Below are 17,986 nucleotides of genomic sequence, written 5' to 3'. Positions count from 1 at the left end.
ATAAACCTCCTAAATTTATACTATTTTCTTATGATTTTTTATATCGCTAATTATTTGAGGTATTACTTGATATATATCCCCTACTATGGCGTAGTGAGCTACATTAAAAATATCTGCATTAGGATCTTCATTTATAGCAAAAATATGATCTGAATTATTCATACCAGCTATAAATTGTACTGCACCTGATACTCCACAAGTTATTATTAATTTAGGTTTTACAGTTCTTCCACTTAATCCTATTTGTTTTTTAGGTCCAATCCATCCTGCTTCAATTAATGGTCTTGTCGCTGCAACTTGTGCATCTAAACAGTTAGCTAATTCATTAATCATTTCCATATCTTTTTCAGATTTTATTCCTCTTCCAGCTACAACTATAACATCTGCTTCAGATATATCTTCTTCTTTTTCTTTCTTTACTGTATTTAATACTTTTATATTGGATTTAAGTTTTTCACTATCTACTTTACCTCTTATAATTTCTCCACTTTTTTCTTCTTGTCTTTCTGCTGTAGTCATTATCTTATATCTTACAGTACAGAATTGTGGTCTTTGATTGGGAGTAATTATTTGTGCCATTATATTTCCACCAAATGCTGGTCTTATCTGAACTAAGTCAGTATTTTCTTTCATATCTAAAACAGTACAATCTGCTGTCAGCCCTGTTCTAAATCTTGCTGCAACTCTTGGTGCAAGTGATCTTCCTACAGTAGTAGCTCCTACTAAAATAGAACATGGTTTTACTTTGTTTATAAAATCTTCAAAAGCTGCTGTATAAGGTTCTATTCTAAAATCTTCAAGTTCTTTTTCATCATATACAAAAACCTTATCAACACCATAGTGAAGTAATTCTTCTGCTTTATCTTCTATGCTACTTCCTATAAATACTGCATATACTGGATGATTTATTTTGCCTGCAAGTTCTTTTGCTTTGCCTATAAGTTCATAAGTTACAGGATGTATTCTTCCCTCTGTATGATCTACATAAACAGCTATACCGTTCCACTTACTCTTATCTATTTTTTCAACAGTTTCTTCTATAAATTCAATAACCCCTTTAGGTCCTTTTTTTACGCATAATTTACACATTTTGCAGCCTGCATTTATTGATAATTTTCCATCTGCTTCTTCTATGGCATTAAAAGGACATATCTTTACTAACTCTTCTATATTTTTTTCATTTAATTTATCTTGATTTATATATAATTTTCCCATAAATCTCCCTCCAAAAATCCTTTATTTAAACATATTTTAATTTCTTTAATTCTTGAAAAACTCTATCGCCTAATTCTATTCCATTGCCTTCCCACATTTCTTTGTGATCATTTACTGGTGGTGGGAATATTTTTTCTACTTGTGTTGGTGAACCATTTAAACCATATTTATGTTCATCTTTATCATCAAAGTTGTCTAGACTAAGCATTTTTATTTCTTTTTGTTCAGTTGATTTCTTTCTTTTATAAGAGGGAAGTCTTGGTTGAAAAATATCTTTTTCTACAGTTATTAAACATGGAAACTTCACTTCAGCTAATTCTACTGATTCCGGCATGTCCATCTCTACTACTAAGCCATCTTCTCCTACCTCTTCTATTTTCAAAACATTTGCTATATGTGCAATATCCAAATATTCAGCTACTTCAGGTCCTACTTGAGCAGTATCTCCATCAGTTGTTTGTTTTCCACATATTATAAGATCAAAATCTCCTACTTGTTTAATTCCTTGATATATTGCATATGAAGTTGCTAATACGTCAGCTCCTGCGAATCTTCTGTCAGATATAATGATTCCATCATCTGCTCCCATAGCATAAGCTTCACTTATTATTTCTTTTGCTTGCGGAGGTCCCATAGTTACAACTTTTACTTCTCCTCCAAAATCTTCTTTTAATTTAAGTGCAGTTTCAAGAGCATATAAATCGTATGGATTCATTTTAGAATCTATTCCATCTCTTTTTAATACTCCTGTCTTTTCATCTACTTCCACTTTAGAAGTTCCAGGTACTTGTTTAATACATACCAATATTCTCATATTAATACCCCCTATTTTTTAGATTTAAATTAATATTCTTTATTACATTTAAATATTAAATAATGATCCTCCTAAATAAGATATTAGTCCTAAAATTACTACGTAAAATATACAAAATTTTAGTGTAGCTTTTAAAATATATCCTTCAGTACCTTCTAATCCAGTTGCTGCTGTTGCCACTGCAATACTTTGAGGCGATATCATTTTACCAGCTGTTGCACCTCCTGTATTTGCCGCTGCTAGCCAATAAGGATTCAAGTTAAGACTATTTGCAACTTCTACTTGTAATCCTCCAAATAATACATTGGCTGAAGTATCACTTCCTGTTACAAAGGTGCCTAAAGCTCCAATCAATGGTGCAAATAATGGATAAAAGTCTCCTGTAATTAATACTAAAACTACAGCTATTGATTTTATCATTCCACTGTATCCCATAACTTTGGCTAATGCCACTATGGATAAAATAGTTATAAAGGAATTTTTCATTTGTTTAAAGGTACCTACTAAAATATCAAATATCTCTTTAACTTTAGCTCCTTGAATCACTCCTCCAATAAATGTTGCAATTATAATAAGTGTTCCTGGTGTTGCTATCCAAAGAAAAGTATATGGTTCCGCATCTTGTCCTGTATATATATTTAAAGATGTACTTACAGATGAGAGTAGTTTATTAATTGTAGGGAATAATGAACTTGAAAATAATATGAATACAAAAACCAATATAAAGGACAGCCATGATAGTAGAATATCTTCCATAGGAATCTTATTTTCTTTTATCGCTGTGTCTTTATAGAATGTTTTTGCAATAAGAATTGTAACGATCATGCTACAGAGACTACCTACAATTGCAGGTAATTCTGCACCCATGTATTTAGCTAGTAGTACTTCTGGTATTGCAAAGGCTAGTCCAGACATAATGGATATTCCAAAAACTCCTTTTATAGCTTTTACACTTCTTCCAGCAAGCATAACTAAAAGTATAGGTACTATTACTATTAGTCCTGATAATTGTAGACCAACAGCATAGCTTAAGATATTAACATCTAGTCCTGTTATTTTTGCTAAAGTTGTAATAGGTATTCCTATAGCTCCAAAAGCTGTAGGTGTAGTATTGGCAATTAGACAAATAATAGCCGCGAAAACTGGATCAAAACCCAAAGCTGCCATAATGCTTGCAGGTATTGCAACTGCTGTTCCAAAGCCTGCAATTGCTTCTAGAAATCCCCCAAAACCCCAAGCTAATATAAGTACTAATATGCGCTTATCATTAGTAATACCAGTTATCATGTTTTTTATGGTTTCCATACTCCCTGTCTTTATGGATACGTTGTAAATAAATACTGCAGATATTATGACCAACATTATGGGCCATAATCCTAAAGCTCCCCCTTCTAAAATTGCAGTAAAAGCATCTATAAATCTCATTTTCCAAAATAGCATTGCCAAAACAAAAGTTATAACCAAAACCGCAGGACAAGCTTTATGGGCAGAGATTTTAAAAACTCCTAAGGCAACCATCAAACAGACAATAGGTATCATGGCAATAAAAAATAACAAATAACTATTCATATTACCTCTCCTTATTTAATGTTACTGGTCATACCATAGTACCAGTTAAATATATATTATCACAATTTTTAGAACATTGCTATATATTTTAAAATAAAAAAGATGTCTTTTTTAAAAGACATCTTCTAATTAATATTATCTATTTATCATGTATTTATTTGCAAAGTCCAAATGCTTTGTCATAGCTTCTACAGCTTCATCCTCACTATTATTATTTAATGCTTCAAAAATATTTTCATGCTGTGTTATAAGTTCTTGTCTATTTCCTTCTTCTTCTAAAATACTTTTTCTAGCATCTTTTATGTAAGACTCCATTAGCGCTGAAATTGCATTTAATACTCCTAATAATAAAAAGTTTTTAGAAGCAGCTGCTATTTTATAGTGAAATTCTCTATCTATTTCTGCTAAATTTTCTTCTTTATTAGGAGTTTTTAACTTTTCTTTAAGCTCATTTAACTTCTCTAACTCACTTTCTGTTATCCGTTCTGCAGCTAGCTTAATTGTTCCTACTTCTATAATCTTTCTTAGCTCTAAAATTTCTTCTGATTTGCTATCCTGAAGCATAAACATTACTGAAAGCGGTTCTATAAGTCCATCCTCAAAATCCTCTTTTATGAAATTTCCTTCTCCTTGCCTACTTTCAATAAGACCAACAATTTCTAAAGATCTTAAAGCTTCTCTTACAGATGTTCTACTAACCTGTAATTTCTCTACCATATCTCTTTCTGAAGGAAGTTTATCTCCTTTTTTTAGTATTCCTTTATATATCATATCTTTAATTTGTTCTATAACTTCTTCATATATTTTCTTATTCTTTACAGGACTAAACATTTTTTTCTTCCTTTCTATGTTAATATATTATTTTCCAAAGAAAAATAAAGGTTTCTTAGCCTCTATTTTTCCTTTATTACTCTAAACCAATTAGTAATAATATAGAAAAGACTCACTACATCCTGCTCATTATAAAGAAGAATTCTATTTTTTTTATCTGATGGCATTCTATCTATATAGTCCCTATCCTTCATAACCTTACCAAAGGTTTTTGCCAAATTTTGACCACTTATAACTTCACTCTGTCTTTCAATATTAAATTCTTTTTCCAAATCTTTAAGCCCTATACTAGCTCCCTTTACTTTCTCATACTCTCTTTGTAAATCTACATGTTGAAAGGTTTCCTTTATTTTAAAATCTATATTATACTTTTCAAAAAGATAATTTATTACAGTAAAATCATTATTTCCTGAAAAGGTAACAATATATTTTTTACCTAAACTTTTCATATTATTAAAATATTCTTTAGCGTAATTTAATATATCCTTAGCATCCCTTTTATTTTCTATCATATACTGAGTTGTTTTTAATTTTTTACTTTCTTTATCATAAAAACCACATCCAAATACACCTATACATATTGGTTTTTTATAAATATAATGCTCTAAATCAAAATATATTGCATCCTCATATATATCGACTTTTCCATTTTTTAATGAATGCTTTTCAAATATTTCTCCTACAGTGTTACTATTTTCTTTAATAATCAAAAGTACCATCTCTTTCCATATATTTATACCTCTAAAATATCTATATTATCAGGTTTTAAATTATATATCACATCTTTTCTTTCAACTATTATGCTTATTTTTTCCTTAACTTCTTCATCTTTTGAGATTTTAGTTAAAAGTTCTCTTGTAGGATTTACACAAATAGGATATTTCATCATTTGAAACATTGATAAATCCCCTGTTGTATCTCCATAAGCATAGCTTTTATTTATATCTACATTATATTTTTCTATAAGTTCTGCTATAGCCATTTTTTTATTTCTACTATCCCACATGGGTTTAACTTCACCTGTGTAAATTTCATTATTATCTAATTCATATATACTTCCTCTAAAATCATCAAATCCATGTTTTAAACTCATCTCTTTAACTAATTCTATTGGACTTCCTGATACAGTAACTATTAAGTGTCCTTGCTCCTTATGCCATTTTATTCTATTTCTTGTATAAGTGTATACTCTATCTCCCTTTTGTTCTACTACATTTTTTGCTATAAATTCTACTTGATATTTATGAAGACCTTTTATAGCCTCAATATATATCTTTGCCATTTTCAATAAATAATCATCATAATCCCCTGTTCTATTATCCCATTTTAAGTATTCTGGTCTTACCTCATTATACCATCTTTTAGGATGTATTATTTCATACTTTATCATTTTTTTAAACACTTCTGTTATTAGACCTTCCCTATATAAAGTCCCGTCTATATCAAAAAAAGCAGCAACTCTTTTCAAAATAATCACAACCTCTCTTTTTTATTTTAAAATTACATATTAAACTTAATTATATCATTTTAATTACTTTATGGAAATATCCAGGTTTTATTTAATGAACACTTAATTATTCATTATTTACTGTTAGTTTTTCATTATTTATAAAATAAAAATTTTGTGAAGCAAAATTTTTATTTTACGAATTGACATATTACTTCAAAAATGATATATTATATTTGAAATTGATAATAGTTTTCAATTAAGGAGTGATTACTATGACTTTAAACGAACTAAAAATTGGAGAAAAAGCTTATATTAATACAATATCTGGTAATGATAAACTAGCTAAAAGACTTTTAGCTCTTGGCTGTATTAAAGGAACAGAAATCTGTATTAAGAAGGTAGCTCCTTTTGGAGACCCAATTATTATTAATCTAAGAGGTTTTGACTTGGCTTTAAGGAAAAAAGATGCAAAAAACATTTCAATAGAAGATTCACTTGAAACCGTAGAAAGGATGGCAAAAATATATGATAACTGTTGCATTAGTGGGTAATCCCAACGTTGGGAAGACTTCACTTTTTAATGCTCTTACTGGTTCTAATCAATATGTAGGTAACTGGGCAGGAGTAACTGTAGAAAAAAAAGAAGGATACATTGACAATTTAGTAAAAATAGTAGATTTACCTGGTATATACGCTATGGATACTTATTCTAATGAAGAAAAAGTATCCAAAAATTATTTATCCACAGAAAACATAGATGTAATTCTAAATATAGCAGATGCATCAAATTTAGAAAGAAATTTGTACTTAACTTATCAACTAAAAGAATTTAAAAAACCTATTATTCTTTTATTAAACATGATGGATATAGTAGAAGAGAAAAATATTAAAATAGATTTGGAATTATTATCAAGAGAATTAAATGTTAAAGTAATACCTATTTCTGCCTCTAAAAATATGGGCATTGATAAACTAAAAGAAACTTTAAAGGTAAGTAATTTTTCTGATATTAATATTGATAATGAATTTCAGTTTCGCAGTGAAGAAGAAACTTATTCTTTAATAGAAAAAGTTCTAGAAAAAACTGTAGTCTATTCTGACTCTAATAAATCTAGTATTACAGATAAAATAGATAATTTACTTTTAAATAGATTTCTAGCGTACCCTATTTTCTTAGGAATACTTTATTTTATATTTCAATTTACTTTTTCATGGGTAGGACAACCTTTATCTGATTTGTTGGACGAGGGGCTTAACGATAGTCTTATACCATACCTAAATGATAGTCTATCTAGTCTTAGTCCCTGGTTTAAATCATTGCTAGTAGATGGTATCGTAGGAGGTATTGGATCCGTAATTGTATTTTTACCAATTATTTTAGCACTATTCTTGGGAATCTCATTTTTAGAAGACAGTGGATATATGTCTAGAGCTGCCTTTATAATGGACAAACTCATGAGGAGAATGGGACTTTCAGGTAAGGCTTTTATACCTTTAATAATAGGTTTTGGATGTTCTGTACCAGGAATTATGGCTTCTCGAACTTTAGAAAGTGAAAAAGATAGAAAACTTACAGCTCTACTAGTTCCTTTAATGTCTTGTAATGCTAGGCTGCCTGTTTACGCCTTATTTGCTTCAGTATTTTTCCCAGGCAATGAAACTTTAATAGTATTTTCTTTATACCTTCTAGGTATTTTGATAGCTTTTTTAATTGGACTACTATTCAAAAATACTATATTTAAAAAGGATGAAGAACCTTTTATAATAGAACTTTCTCAATATAAAATGCCTGGATTTAAGAGTTTAACTAAGCTTACTTGGGAAAAAGGAAAGGGATTCCTTAAAAAAGCTGGAACTATAATTTTTGCAGCCTCCGTTGTTATATGGTTTTTATCTAATTTCAACTTTACAGGTATGGTAGAAATGAATGATAGTTTATTAGCATCTATTGGTAAGTTTATAGCTCCTATTTTTAAACCTTTAGGCTTTGGTTCTTGGGAAAATTCTGTAGCTATATTAACTGGAATAACTGCTAAAGAAATAATCCTAAGTTCTATGGGCGTTATATATGGTGGCAATTTAAGAGAAGTATTACCAAATCATTTTACTATCTTATCTTCCTATAGTTTCTTAGTATTTGTACTACTATATACTCCTTGTGTATCTGTAGTTGCTGCAATGAAAAAAGAATATGGTAATAAAATGATGTTTTTATCTGTTTTTTATCAGTTAGTTTTAGCATGGATTGTATCCTTTATAGCATATAATATAGGTTTACTTTTAATATAAAGAAGGTGATTTAATGGAAACAATTATAGCCCTTTTAATAGGTGCCATAGCTGTTTATGTATTATACAAAAACATTAAAAAAAGTGCTTCTGGTGGTGGTTGTAGTGGCTGTAGTGGTTGCTCTTCCTCTTCACATTGTTCAAGTTATACAGAAGAACCTGATGAGAAATAAATATTAAAACCTAGTATGATTTCATACTAGGTTTTAATAGCTTTCTTTTACAATTCTTTTTAACTCTTCTTCATCCTTTGTTCCTTTTAGTAATTCTCCTATAAGTTTTGAAGCTGTCCTTTTAGATACTTTTCTTACATTAAATTTAATACTTATATCATTTTGTTTTAGTAAATAGCGTAGATATTTATATTGTCTTTCTGTAATAATATCTTCTCTTTCTAAATCATCGCTTGTTTCAATTTTATATCTTAGTTTAAATATTTTAGGAAGATTTAAAACATCCTCATAGTTATGAAGCATTATAATATCTCTTAATTTTTTATCTCCTGTATTTAAGTATTCTTCATAAAGTTTTACACTAATTCCACCATTTATTTCGTCTTTTCTGTTTACCCCTATAAATCTTTCCACACTTTTTAAATTACATCGTTTCATTCCTAATTTTTTATAATAAGGTTTTATATGTCTATATAAATCTACATGCTTTTCAGGCAAATGGTATTCTAAGTTTTTTTTATCAAATCTATATTTTATAAAAGGTTCATCAAAGGCTATTCCATTATAAGAACTCCAAACATGAAAGTCCTTTATATCCTCTCCAAAGCTTTTTAATATATCATATTCTTCCTGTAAGCTTTCTGCATAGTACTGTTTTATTATAAAATTATGATAATCTTCATACCATCCTAAAGATATGAGTATTATATTATTATTCTCCCTATCAAAACCCGTAGTTTCTATATCAAAATAAGCTATTTCATCCATATAATATCTTTTAAATATATCCAGAGGTATTTTTATATCCTCTTTTTTTGTATTTATTATCACCTTATTCACTCCTCTAATGTTGCCCATATACTATTATACAATAAAAACAGCCCACATAGATAGATTTATACAAAAATCTATTTATATAGGCTATTTAATAATTATTTTACATTTTTTCTACTACTTCTATTCCTAATAAGTTAAGAGCATTTTTTATAACTTGACAAGTTGATTCAACAAGTTTTATTCTAGCTTTCTTTATCTCTTCATCTTCTGCATTTAAAATACTATTGTGGTTATAGAATTTGTTAAAAGCTTTAGCAACTTCTATTACATATCTTGTTACAATAGATGGTTCTAATTTTTCTATTGCTTGAAGTATGGATTTATTAAAACCTTCTAAAGTTTTTACAAGTTCAAATTCTTCTTTAGAATTTAATTTACTATAATCAACATCTCCTTGTATTTCTCCTGATTTTCTCAATATGCTTTTTCCTCTAGCATAGCTATATTGAACATAAGGTCCCGTTTCCCCATCAAAGCTTAACATTTCATCCCAACTAAATACTATATCCCTTTCTCTGTTGTTTTTAAGATATGTAAATATAACTGCACCTATTCCTATTTTTTTAGCTGTTTCTTCTTTATTTTCTAGTTCTGAATTCTTTTCATTTATTATTTCTAATGTTTTATCTACAGATTCTTTTAAAAGATCTTCAAGGAATATAACCTCACCTTTTCTAGTAGATAGTTTTCTATCTGTAAATCTTACTAAACCAAATCCTATATGAGTACAATCATCTGCCCAATCATGTCCCATTAATTTTAATGTTGTAAATACTTGTTTAAAGTGTAAGGATTGTTCTAATCCAACTACATATATACTTTTATAAAAATCATATGTCTTTTTTCTATATATAGCTGTAGCTAAATCCCTAGTAGCATAAATAGTTGCTCCATCTGATTTTTTAATTATACAAGGTGGCATATTGTAGTCCTCTAACATTACAACCTTTGCACCATTACTTTCTACAAGTAATCCTTTTTCATCTATTTCTTCTACTACGGCATCCATTTTGTCGCCATAGAAACTTTCTCCTGCATAGGAATCAAACTCTACATTTAACATATGATACACTTTTTCAAATTCCTTTAGACTTAGTTCTCTAAATTTCTTCCAAAGCTTAACTTCCTCTTCTTCTCCATCTTCCAATCTTTTAAAATGTAGTCTTCCTTCTTCTTCTAGGGCAGGATCTTTTTCTGCTTCATCATGGAATTTAACATATATTCTTAAAAGCTCTTTTATAGGTTCTTTTTCTAAGGCTTCTTCATCTACCCATCTTTTGTAAGCGGCTATTAGTTTTCCAAATTGTGTTCCCCAATCTCCTAAATGATTTAGTCTTTCACAATCATATCCTTCAAAGGTAAATATTTTATATAAAGCATTTCCAATGGCAGTACTAAATAAATGTCCTACATGGAAAGGCTTTGCAATATTAGGAGAAGAATATTCTATTAATGCTTTTCTTCCTTTTCCTTCATTTGAAGCTCCATATTTATCTTTCTCTTCTAATATTTTTTCTATTACATTTTTACTAAATATAGATTTATCCACAAAAAAATTCAAATAGGGCCCTAAGTTTTCAACCTTTTCAAAATTACTTTTATCAAATTTATCCTTTAATTCCTCTGCAATCATATTAGGTGCTTTTCTAAATGTTTTAGCTAACTGAAAGCATGGAAAAGCAAAATCCCCCATTTCTGGTTTTGGTGGTATTTCAATAAGTTTTTCTATATCTTCTATAGGCAATTCTATAATGGAACTTAATCTTTCACTTATTAACTCTTTATAATTCATTTTATAACCCTCCTGTATTTATTATTTTTCATATAAAAAAACCATCTCTTTAACATTATAAAGAGACGGTTTTATCCGCGGTACCACTCTAATTGACATAAGTCCTCTTAAAAATTTAACGCTTTTTAGCGGTTTATCCTACTATTAGTTCAGATAAACTTCTCTAAGGCTCTATTTTACTTATTCCTCTTTTACAGGCTCCCACCATACCCTGCTCGCTTAAAAAGAAAGAAAAAGTTACTTTCCTCTTCCTAGAATTTTATTATATTATAAATTAATCTAAACTATATTATAGTGTTATATTTTCATATTTGTCAATACTTATCTATTAAATCTTCCAGTGAAATTATAGGATTACCACAAGCAAAGTTTTTACATATATATACTGTGGTTTTATTTTGTATATTGTTTTTTTCTTTTAATTCTGGCATTAATTTTTCCACTTTTTCATCCTTTACAATATTCATAGAAAAAGGATGATATTTTTCATTTATTACTTTAATCATAGCTTTAAATATATCCTCATCTTCTCCTTTTACTATAACAATCTCTTCACTTTCTAAAACATAATGCATATAGGATATTAAAAAGAATGTATGGGATTCTAAAGTGCTTTTTATCCTTCCTGAAAAATAATTTAGATTTTGTTGAATTATTTCATCTAATTTGCTATCCCCTGTAATTCTACTAAGTCTTACCATATTATACATAGCCACAGAATTTCCTGATGGTATAGCAGAATCATAGCTTTCCTTAAGTTTTAATATTAATTCTTCTCCATCTTTTCCAGTATGGAAAAAACCATGATTTTCTTCATCCCAGAATAATTCAATCATATCATAATTAATCTTTAATGCCTTTTCTATATACTCAGTTTTAAAGGTACTTTGATAAAGCTCTATAAGAGCCCATATTAAAAAGGAATAGTCTTCAAGATGCCCTTTATGTGCTCTTTCACCATCTCTATATCGAACATATATTCTTCCATTTTCATCTATTAAATTTTTCATTATAAACTTTACTGCTTCTTCTGCACTTTCTATGTAGTCCTTTCTTTTTAACACTCTACCACTATAAGCTAAAGCCGCTATCATCAATCCATTCCAAGAAGTAAGTATTTTAGTATCCTTATGGGGATGTATTCTTTTTTCTCTATTAATAAAAAGAGTCTTCCGAATATTTTCTAATTTATCCTTTACATCAGGCTCTAAATCCTCTAGAGGTGTCTCAATTAAATTAGGTATATTTTCACCCTCAAAGTTTCCTCTATCTGTTATTCCATAATATTTTGAGAAAAGTTTTGCATCCTCTTTGCCTAAAATATCTTCTATCTCTTCTAAAGTCCATACATAAAATTTGCCTTCTACTCCTTCTGAATCCGCATCTTCTGCTGAATAAAAAGCTCCTTTTTTATCTTTCATATCTCTTATTACGTAAGAAATTGTTTTTTCTATTATTTCTTTGTATAACTCCTCTTTAGTTATTTGATACATTTCAGCATAAGCTATTGTAAGCATTGCGTTATCATATAACATTTTTTCAAAATGGGGAACTAACCATTTATCATCTGTAGAATATCTAGAAAAACCATATCCTATATGGTCAAATATTCCACCTTTATACATAGATTTAAGAGTTTTTTCTACTATATTTAAAGCCTCTTCATCTTTGTATAATCTATAGTATCTTAAAAGGAACATAAGTTTATGACTTGTAGGAAATTTAGGTGCATCATAAAATCCTCCGTGTATAGGATCATAGCTTTCCTTTAATACTTCAAAACATTCCTTTATAACTTCTTTATTTAAATCTTCCCTTTGTGATACTGATATATATTGACTCATATCTTTTAATAGTTTTTCAGAGGAATTTAATATGAGTTCTCTATTATTCTTCCATTGATTACTCATTTCTTTTAAAATATACATAAGTCCCCTTACTCCATATCTATCTTCCTTAGGAAAATAAGTTCCAGCAAAGAAAGGCTTTTTATCAGGAGTCATTATTATAGTTAAAGGCCACCCTCCACTTCCTGTAACTGCCTGACAGAAGGTCATGTATATATTATCAATATCTGGTCTTTCCTCTCTATCAACTTTTATAGAAATAAAATTATCATTTAATACTTTAGCTACTTCTTCATCTTCAAAAGATTCTCTCTCCATTACATGGCACCAATGGCATGTAGAGTAACCTATGCTTAAAAATATTGGTTTATCTTCTTCTTTTGCTTTTTGGAAAGCTTCTTCTCCCCATGGATACCAATCTACAGGATTATAGGCATGTTGTAATAGATACGGACTTTTTTCTTGAGCTAATCTATTTGGTACTCTATTTGAGTTAGTCATACTATCACTTCCTTTTATAAGTTGTTTTATGTTATTATACCCTAAAATAAAAAAGATACTATAAATTTTAAAAGCTGCTAATACCAATAGGTTAAAAATATTCCTCAATCAGCAAGTTATTTATCAAAGATTTCTAGTGAAAAAATACACAAACAAATGCTTTTTACCAAATAATATGTTATAATCTTTATATCCCCATACGGGGGATATAAAGAAAGGAGAATGTAAGATGCATGACCATCCACATAAAAAATCCGTTGTTAATAGACTTTCCAGAGCAATAGGTCATTTAGAATCTGTAAAAAGAATGGTGGAAGAAGGAAGAGATTGTAGCGAAGTATTAATACAAATTTCTGCTGTAAGATCTGCTTTAAATAATGCTGGAAAAGTATTACTTGAAGATCATATTAATCATTGCATAGTTAAAGCCGTTGAAAACAATGATAAGGAAATCTTAGATAATTTAAATAATGCAATAGATAAATTTATCCGATAACTAAATGATAACTATTTTGATATTTAAAAAGGAAGTGGAATTTAATGATTAACCAATTTGTAATAAAAACTCTTGTTTCGTCAATAATAATAGCTATTGTTTCAATTATGAGTAAAAAATCCCCACTTATAGGAGCTATAACAGCTTCATTACCTATTACCTCTATGCTAGTACTATGCTGGCTTTATGTAGATACAAAGGATACAAATCAAATTATACATATGTCAAAGAGTATATCTTTAATGATTGCACCTTCTTTTATCTTTTTTATTGCATTAATATTACTTATTAAAAATAATGTTAAAATGCACTATTCAATGATATTTGCTTCTATAATAATGATAATCTCATACAGTATATATACATTTGTATTAAAAAGTTTTGGAATTAATATTTAAATTAAAAATGGATTGTCCCAAAACAAAATTTTGAGACAATCCATTTTTAATTAATGACTTCCATGAATTACTTTAAATCCTTCACTTTTAAGCATTTTTTCATGCCTTCCATACTCATTACACTCTACCTCTATACAACGTGCTAAATGAATAGTATCTACATTATTCTTCTTAAGTTGAATTATTTTGTGATTCCAATCTTCATCTTTAAATTTTGTTTCTTTACACCCATTACAATAAAAGAAACTTGCAAGTTCTGGCTTATTACTTTTATATATTTCAAAAGCTTTAGTAGATTCATTGTAAACTTTAAAACATCCTGTACCTGAGCATTGTCCAACTAACTTTCTACATGCCATTATTGCTATTGCCATATAGTATCATCCTCTCTTCATACCGTTTTAAAGGTTATGTACATTGGCTCTTGTTCTGTATGGATTTTACAATCTACTTCATATACTTCTTTAATAAGTTGTGATGTTAATATATCTTTTGGCTCTCCATTAGCTACCACATTTCCATTATGCATAACATATAATTTATCACAATAAGCTGCTGCTAAATTTAAATCGTGAAGTGCCACTACTGCTGTAGTTTTTAAAGATTTAACTAAATTTAATATTTGAATTTGATATTTTATATCCAAATGATTAGTAGGTTCATCTAATATAAGTAGTTTTACTTGTTGAGCTAATGTTCGAGCTAAAAGAACCCTTTGTTTTTCTCCCCCAGATAAGGTTGAAAAGCTTCTTTTTGCATAATTGAGCATATCTACTTTTTCTAACATTTCCCTGGCAATTTTATAATCTTGTTCATTATCCTGTTCTAACATCTTCTTATGAGGACTTCTTCCCATAAGCACCATATCCTCTACTTTAATATCAAAAGCTATATGATTAAATTGACTTACAACTCCTAATTCACAAGCCATATCTTTTATAGGCATAGTGAGAAGATTTTTTCCATCCAAATATATAGCACCAGATTCAGGTTTACAAATACGATAAATTGTTTTTAACAAAGTAGATTTTCCACTTCCATTAGGGCCTATAAGCCCTACAAATTCACCTTTATTAACTTCAATACACGCATTATGAACTATTTTTTTATTACCTAATTGTACATTTATATTTTCAACACTTAACTTCATATTCAGTTACCCCTCTTAAAAACTATATGCACGTTTTAATATAATATATATAAAAAATGGAGCCCCTATTACCGAAGTTATAATACCTATTGGCATCTCCATATTTTTAAGAATAATACGTGCTAATACATCTGCCCACACAAGAAAGATACCTCCAATAAGTATAGCCACAGGCAAATTATTTTTATGATTTGACCCAACTAAACTCCTAGTTATATGTGGAATTACCAATCCTATAAAACCTATAATTCCACAGCTTGATACTAATACTCCAGTTAATATAGATACCATAATCATATATAATTTTCTATATTTACTTAAATCTATACCTAACGTTATAGCCGCTTCATCACCTAAAAGCATAGTATTCATAATGCGATATTGACATAGGAAAAAAGCAATTAATATAAAGGTTATTATTGTAGGAAACCACAAATTACTCCATTTCCCCCCTGTTAAACTACCCATAGCCCATTCTGAAATAGAACGTACAGCATTGTTATCATTAGTAAGATATACCATCAAACTTGAAAAAGCTGAGCATATGATACTAACTACCATACCTGATAATACTAATTTTGTTGAAGTAATTCGTCCCCCTATACTAGATAGTTTAAAAACCATTATAGATGACATTAATGCTCCAATAAATGCCCAAAACGCTATTCCAACGCTTTGAAATGTCCCTGTTAAAATATTAGATCCTACTAATATAAAAAACGTAGCTCCTAAAATAGCACCAGAGGAAATTCCCAATATATATGGATCAGCTAAAGGATTTTGAACCGTTGCCTGCATTACAACTCCTCCTAGAGCTAACCCCATACCTACAACTACTCCAAGCAAAACTCTTGGCAATCTTATTTGCCATATGATATCAACAAATTGTCCTTGAATAGCAGACTCTAGTCCTTTAATGCCGAATATCTTATATAAAATAATCCTATACACATCTGCTACAGGTATTTTTACTGAACCAATACCTACAGCACAAATTATTGATATTATTAAAAGTATAATTAGGCCTATTACAACTATTGAATTAGCTACTTTCACTGGTTCTAAATTTTTCTTTCCTCTACTAGTGGATTTTGATTTTAATATATCCTTCATATTATTTAAATAGCTCTGGATATAGTTCCTTAGCATAACGTTCTACTGCATCAACAGTGCGAACTCCGCCGGCCCATGTTTCTGCTAAACCAGTGATAATTATTTTTTTATTCTTAATAGCATTTACATTAGCTAAAGCCTTATTTTCAGTAAATTCTTTAGCTAACTCAGCATCATGTATTTCCTTTTCATCTCCATAATGAATGAATACAATTGCATCTGGATTAGCAGACACTATATTCTCTAAACTCATAGTTCCTGACTTTTCTCCTAAGTTTTCTCCACCTGCTTTTAATACCATATCTCCTACTAAATCATTTTTACCATATAATCTAAATTCACCTTTGTTTTTATCTCCAAGAATTAATACTTTTTTCTTATTTTTAACCTTAGATGTTTTTTCTTCTATTTTGTTTAATCTATCTCTTAATTCCTTAACATATTTGTCAGTTTTGTCTTTAATATTAAATATAGTACCTAAGTCATTAATATCTTTAAAACCATTTTCTATTGTATAGTTCCCTACTGTTTTTACTGTATTACGCTGAGCAAAAGTTTTAACATTTCTATCATTCCACTCCTTTACATCACCTAAAGTTTTATCTGCAAATACACTTTTCCACCCAAAAATTAAATCTGGTTGTAGTGCTAGTACCTGTTCTTTTGTTGGATATTTTTCTGATACCACATTAACTTTTTTATATTTATCTGCCAATCTGTCTAATATTGGATTATCAAGATAGCAAGTACCTACTAAATACTTCTCTAAGCCTAAATCCAACATTAATTCAATAGTAGTCTGATTTGTGGTTAATACTTTTTCTGGTGTTTTATCAAATATTACTTTAATTTCTTCTCCCGCAAAATTATAGTTTGTTATTGTTACTGGATAATGAGACTGCTTGTCTCCTTTTTTCCCTGAAGTTTCTATATTATTTTTATTTGCACTTTCACCATTTTTTGATGAGTCATTTCCTGAACATGCACTCAATGATGCTACCATTGATACAGCTATTACTCCTAATATTAACTTTTCATATAGCTTTTTTATTACTTTTCCTTTCATTTTTCCACTTCACCTTCTTAATTTTTATTTAAATAAAAAACTCTCCAACTACGAATAGCTGAAGAGTTATAAATATGTACATAAACAAACTATAACAAACACTCCTCTATTACTCGTAGAGCTATAGTGAATAAAATAGGCAGATATTCTGGCTCGAGTATCATAATTTTCTTCTGCCTTCCCATTAAAAAACAGTGGCATAATAGAAGAAAACTTCTCTCTTACAGCGGCGGTACCGCGTGGGATTTTCACCCAACTTCCCTTTTAATTAAAGTTATTAAACCTATTTTCATAAAACATTTTTCTACAGTATATTAACATAAATATACTCTCATATCAAGCTAATAAAATCTAAAACCTTTGGTAAAAAGTAATTATTACTATATAATTTATATATAATTCTATTATAAAACAACAAAAATCCAAATTTTGTTTTAACTGTAGTT

General features: G+C 29.0%; 18 protein-coding genes, 1 riboswitch and 1 other annotated feature. Of the genes, 5 read left to right on the top strand and 13 right to left on the bottom strand.

Annotated elements, in window-relative coordinates; genetic code table 11:
* Positions 1–15: 15 nt before the first annotated feature.
* The 6 genes from B5D21_RS03010 to B5D21_RS02985 form a co-directional block, all read right to left on the bottom strand.
* A complete protein-coding gene (locus tag B5D21_RS03010) occupies positions 16–1,215 on the bottom strand; it encodes an electron transfer flavoprotein subunit alpha (RefSeq protein ID WP_011099225.1) in 1,200 nt (399 codons plus the stop codon).
* Between the two features lie 25 nt (positions 1,216–1,240).
* The gene (locus B5D21_RS03005; protein ID WP_011099224.1) at positions 1,241–2,029 is read right to left on the bottom strand and encodes an electron transfer flavoprotein subunit beta/FixA family protein; all 789 of its coding nucleotides are present in this window, start codon (positions 2,027–2,029) and stop codon (positions 1,241–1,243) included.
* 48 nt (positions 2,030–2,077) lie between these two features.
* Positions 2,078–3,598, bottom strand: a complete 1,521-nt coding sequence (locus B5D21_RS03000) for an L-lactate permease (protein WP_011099223.1) — start codon at positions 3,596–3,598, stop codon at positions 2,078–2,080.
* A gap of 135 nt (positions 3,599–3,733) precedes the next feature.
* Positions 3,734–4,429: a FadR/GntR family transcriptional regulator gene (locus B5D21_RS02995; protein WP_011099222.1), complete on the bottom strand. Its 696-nt coding sequence runs from the start codon at positions 4,427–4,429 to the stop codon at positions 3,734–3,736.
* 62 nt (positions 4,430–4,491) lie between these two features.
* Complete coding sequence (locus B5D21_RS02990; protein ID WP_011099221.1) at positions 4,492–5,148, bottom strand: ribonuclease H-like domain-containing protein; 657 nt, start codon at positions 5,146–5,148, stop codon at positions 4,492–4,494.
* Positions 5,149–5,162: 14 nt separating this feature from the next.
* The gene (locus B5D21_RS02985; RefSeq protein WP_035110142.1) at positions 5,163–5,897 is read right to left on the bottom strand and encodes an HAD-IB family hydrolase; all 735 of its coding nucleotides are present in this window, start codon (positions 5,895–5,897) and stop codon (positions 5,163–5,165) included.
* A gap of 254 nt (positions 5,898–6,151) precedes the next feature.
* Between B5D21_RS02985 and B5D21_RS02980 the strand changes: the two genes are divergently transcribed.
* From B5D21_RS02980 to B5D21_RS02970, 3 genes are read left to right on the top strand one after another with little or no spacing between them, the layout of a single operon-like run.
* Complete coding sequence (locus tag B5D21_RS02980; protein WP_046655447.1) at positions 6,152–6,430, top strand: FeoA family protein; 279 nt, start codon at positions 6,152–6,154, stop codon at positions 6,428–6,430.
* Positions 6,405–8,168 (top strand): ferrous iron transport protein B, encoded by a 1,764-nt coding sequence (feoB, locus tag B5D21_RS02975; protein ID WP_011099219.1) that lies wholly within the window; start codon positions 6,405–6,407, stop codon positions 8,166–8,168. The genes B5D21_RS02980 and feoB overlap by 26 nt, the downstream gene beginning before the upstream one ends.
* A gap of 13 nt (positions 8,169–8,181) precedes the next feature.
* Positions 8,182–8,340: a FeoB-associated Cys-rich membrane protein gene (locus B5D21_RS02970; protein WP_078688068.1), complete on the top strand. Its 159-nt coding sequence runs from the start codon at positions 8,182–8,184 to the stop codon at positions 8,338–8,340.
* A gap of 33 nt (positions 8,341–8,373) precedes the next feature.
* Here the strand turns inward: B5D21_RS02970 and B5D21_RS02965 are convergent, their stop codons facing one another.
* From B5D21_RS02965 to B5D21_RS02955, 3 genes are all read right to left on the bottom strand, one after another.
* The gene (locus tag B5D21_RS02965; protein WP_011099218.1) at positions 8,374–9,198 is read right to left on the bottom strand and encodes a ribonuclease H-like domain-containing protein; all 825 of its coding nucleotides are present in this window, start codon (positions 9,196–9,198) and stop codon (positions 8,374–8,376) included.
* Between the two features lie 79 nt (positions 9,199–9,277).
* Positions 9,278–10,969: an arginine--tRNA ligase gene (gene argS, locus B5D21_RS02960; RefSeq protein ID WP_011099217.1), complete on the bottom strand. Its 1,692-nt coding sequence runs from the start codon at positions 10,967–10,969 to the stop codon at positions 9,278–9,280.
* A 58-nt stretch (positions 10,970–11,027) separates the two neighbouring features.
* Positions 11,028–11,231: a binding site (T-box leader), on the bottom strand.
* A 52-nt stretch (positions 11,232–11,283) separates the two neighbouring features.
* Entirely contained in the window at positions 11,284–13,317 is a 2,034-nt protein-coding gene (locus B5D21_RS02955; RefSeq protein ID WP_035125403.1) for a thioredoxin domain-containing protein, read from the bottom strand.
* 229 nt (positions 13,318–13,546) lie between these two features.
* On the opposite strand from B5D21_RS02955, the gene B5D21_RS02950 reads away from it, so the two are divergent.
* On the top strand, positions 13,547–13,813 hold the full coding sequence (locus tag B5D21_RS02950; RefSeq protein ID WP_035125353.1) for a metal-sensing transcriptional repressor: 267 nt from the start codon (positions 13,547–13,549) through the stop codon (positions 13,811–13,813).
* A gap of 44 nt (positions 13,814–13,857) precedes the next feature.
* Complete coding sequence (locus B5D21_RS02945) at positions 13,858–14,211, top strand: hypothetical protein (protein ID WP_035125355.1); 354 nt, start codon at positions 13,858–13,860, stop codon at positions 14,209–14,211.
* 50 nt (positions 14,212–14,261) lie between these two features.
* On the opposite strand, the gene B5D21_RS02940 is transcribed toward B5D21_RS02945, so the two are convergent.
* The 4 genes from B5D21_RS02940 to B5D21_RS02925 are packed head-to-tail and all read right to left on the bottom strand — an operon-like array spanning position 14,262 to position 17,540.
* Complete coding sequence (locus B5D21_RS02940) at positions 14,262–14,585, bottom strand: CGGC domain-containing protein (protein WP_011099215.1); 324 nt, start codon at positions 14,583–14,585, stop codon at positions 14,262–14,264.
* A gap of 17 nt (positions 14,586–14,602) precedes the next feature.
* Positions 14,603–15,361: an ABC transporter ATP-binding protein gene (locus B5D21_RS02935; RefSeq protein WP_011099214.1), complete on the bottom strand. Its 759-nt coding sequence runs from the start codon at positions 15,359–15,361 to the stop codon at positions 14,603–14,605.
* 15 nt (positions 15,362–15,376) lie between these two features.
* Positions 15,377–16,474 carry a FecCD family ABC transporter permease gene (locus B5D21_RS02930; RefSeq protein ID WP_078688071.1) on the bottom strand — a complete coding sequence of 366 codons (1,098 nt, stop codon included), beginning with the start codon at positions 16,472–16,474 and terminating at the stop codon, positions 15,377–15,379.
* 1 nt (position 16,475) lies between these two features.
* A complete protein-coding gene (locus tag B5D21_RS02925; RefSeq protein WP_011099212.1) occupies positions 16,476–17,540 on the bottom strand; it encodes an ABC transporter substrate-binding protein in 1,065 nt (354 codons plus the stop codon).
* 121 nt (positions 17,541–17,661) lie between these two features.
* Positions 17,662–17,842: riboswitch (cobalamin riboswitch) on the bottom strand.
* Between the last annotated feature and the right edge of the window lie 144 nt (positions 17,843–17,986).

This window comes from Clostridium tetani (assembly GCF_900167265.1).
GTDB lineage: Bacteria > Bacillota > Clostridia > Clostridiales > Clostridiaceae > Clostridium_G > Clostridium_G tetani.
Note: the sequence above shows the minus strand (reverse complement) of the source record. Positions and strands in the feature narration are given on the sequence as shown.

Coding starts and splice junctions, on each gene's coding strand:
- B5D21_RS03005 (WP_011099224.1), bottom strand. CDS start 2,029: ATGAGAATATTGGTATGTATTAAACAAGTACCTGGAACTTCTAAAGTG.
- B5D21_RS02955 (WP_035125403.1), bottom strand. CDS start 13,317: ATGACTAACTCAAATAGAGTACCAAATAGATTAGCTCAAGAAAAAAGT.
- argS (WP_011099217.1), bottom strand. CDS start 10,969: ATGAATTATAAAGAGTTAATAAGTGAAAGATTAAGTTCCATTATAGAA.
- B5D21_RS02930 (WP_078688071.1), bottom strand. CDS start 16,474: ATGAAGGATATATTAAAATCAAAATCCACTAGTAGAGGAAAGAAAAAT.
- B5D21_RS02980 (WP_046655447.1), top strand. CDS start 6,152: ATGACTTTAAACGAACTAAAAATTGGAGAAAAAGCTTATATTAATACA.
- feoB (WP_011099219.1), top strand. CDS start 6,405: ATGATAACTGTTGCATTAGTGGGTAATCCCAACGTTGGGAAGACTTCA.
- B5D21_RS02950 (WP_035125353.1), top strand. CDS start 13,547: ATGCATGACCATCCACATAAAAAATCCGTTGTTAATAGACTTTCCAGA.
- B5D21_RS02945 (WP_035125355.1), top strand. CDS start 13,858: ATGATTAACCAATTTGTAATAAAAACTCTTGTTTCGTCAATAATAATA.
- B5D21_RS02935 (WP_011099214.1), bottom strand. CDS start 15,361: ATGAAGTTAAGTGTTGAAAATATAAATGTACAATTAGGTAATAAAAAA.
- B5D21_RS02940 (WP_011099215.1), bottom strand. CDS start 14,585: ATGGCAATAGCAATAATGGCATGTAGAAAGTTAGTTGGACAATGCTCA.
- B5D21_RS02995 (WP_011099222.1), bottom strand. CDS start 4,429: ATGTTTAGTCCTGTAAAGAATAAGAAAATATATGAAGAAGTTATAGAA.
- B5D21_RS02990 (WP_011099221.1), bottom strand. CDS start 5,148: ATGGTACTTTTGATTATTAAAGAAAATAGTAACACTGTAGGAGAAATA.
- B5D21_RS02970 (WP_078688068.1), top strand. CDS start 8,182: ATGGAAACAATTATAGCCCTTTTAATAGGTGCCATAGCTGTTTATGTA.
- B5D21_RS02965 (WP_011099218.1), bottom strand. CDS start 9,198: ATGGGCAACATTAGAGGAGTGAATAAGGTGATAATAAATACAAAAAAA.
- B5D21_RS02925 (WP_011099212.1), bottom strand. CDS start 17,540: ATGAAAGGAAAAGTAATAAAAAAGCTATATGAAAAGTTAATATTAGGA.
- B5D21_RS03010 (WP_011099225.1), bottom strand. CDS start 1,215: ATGGGAAAATTATATATAAATCAAGATAAATTAAATGAAAAAAATATA.
- B5D21_RS03000 (WP_011099223.1), bottom strand. CDS start 3,598: ATGAATAGTTATTTGTTATTTTTTATTGCCATGATACCTATTGTCTGT.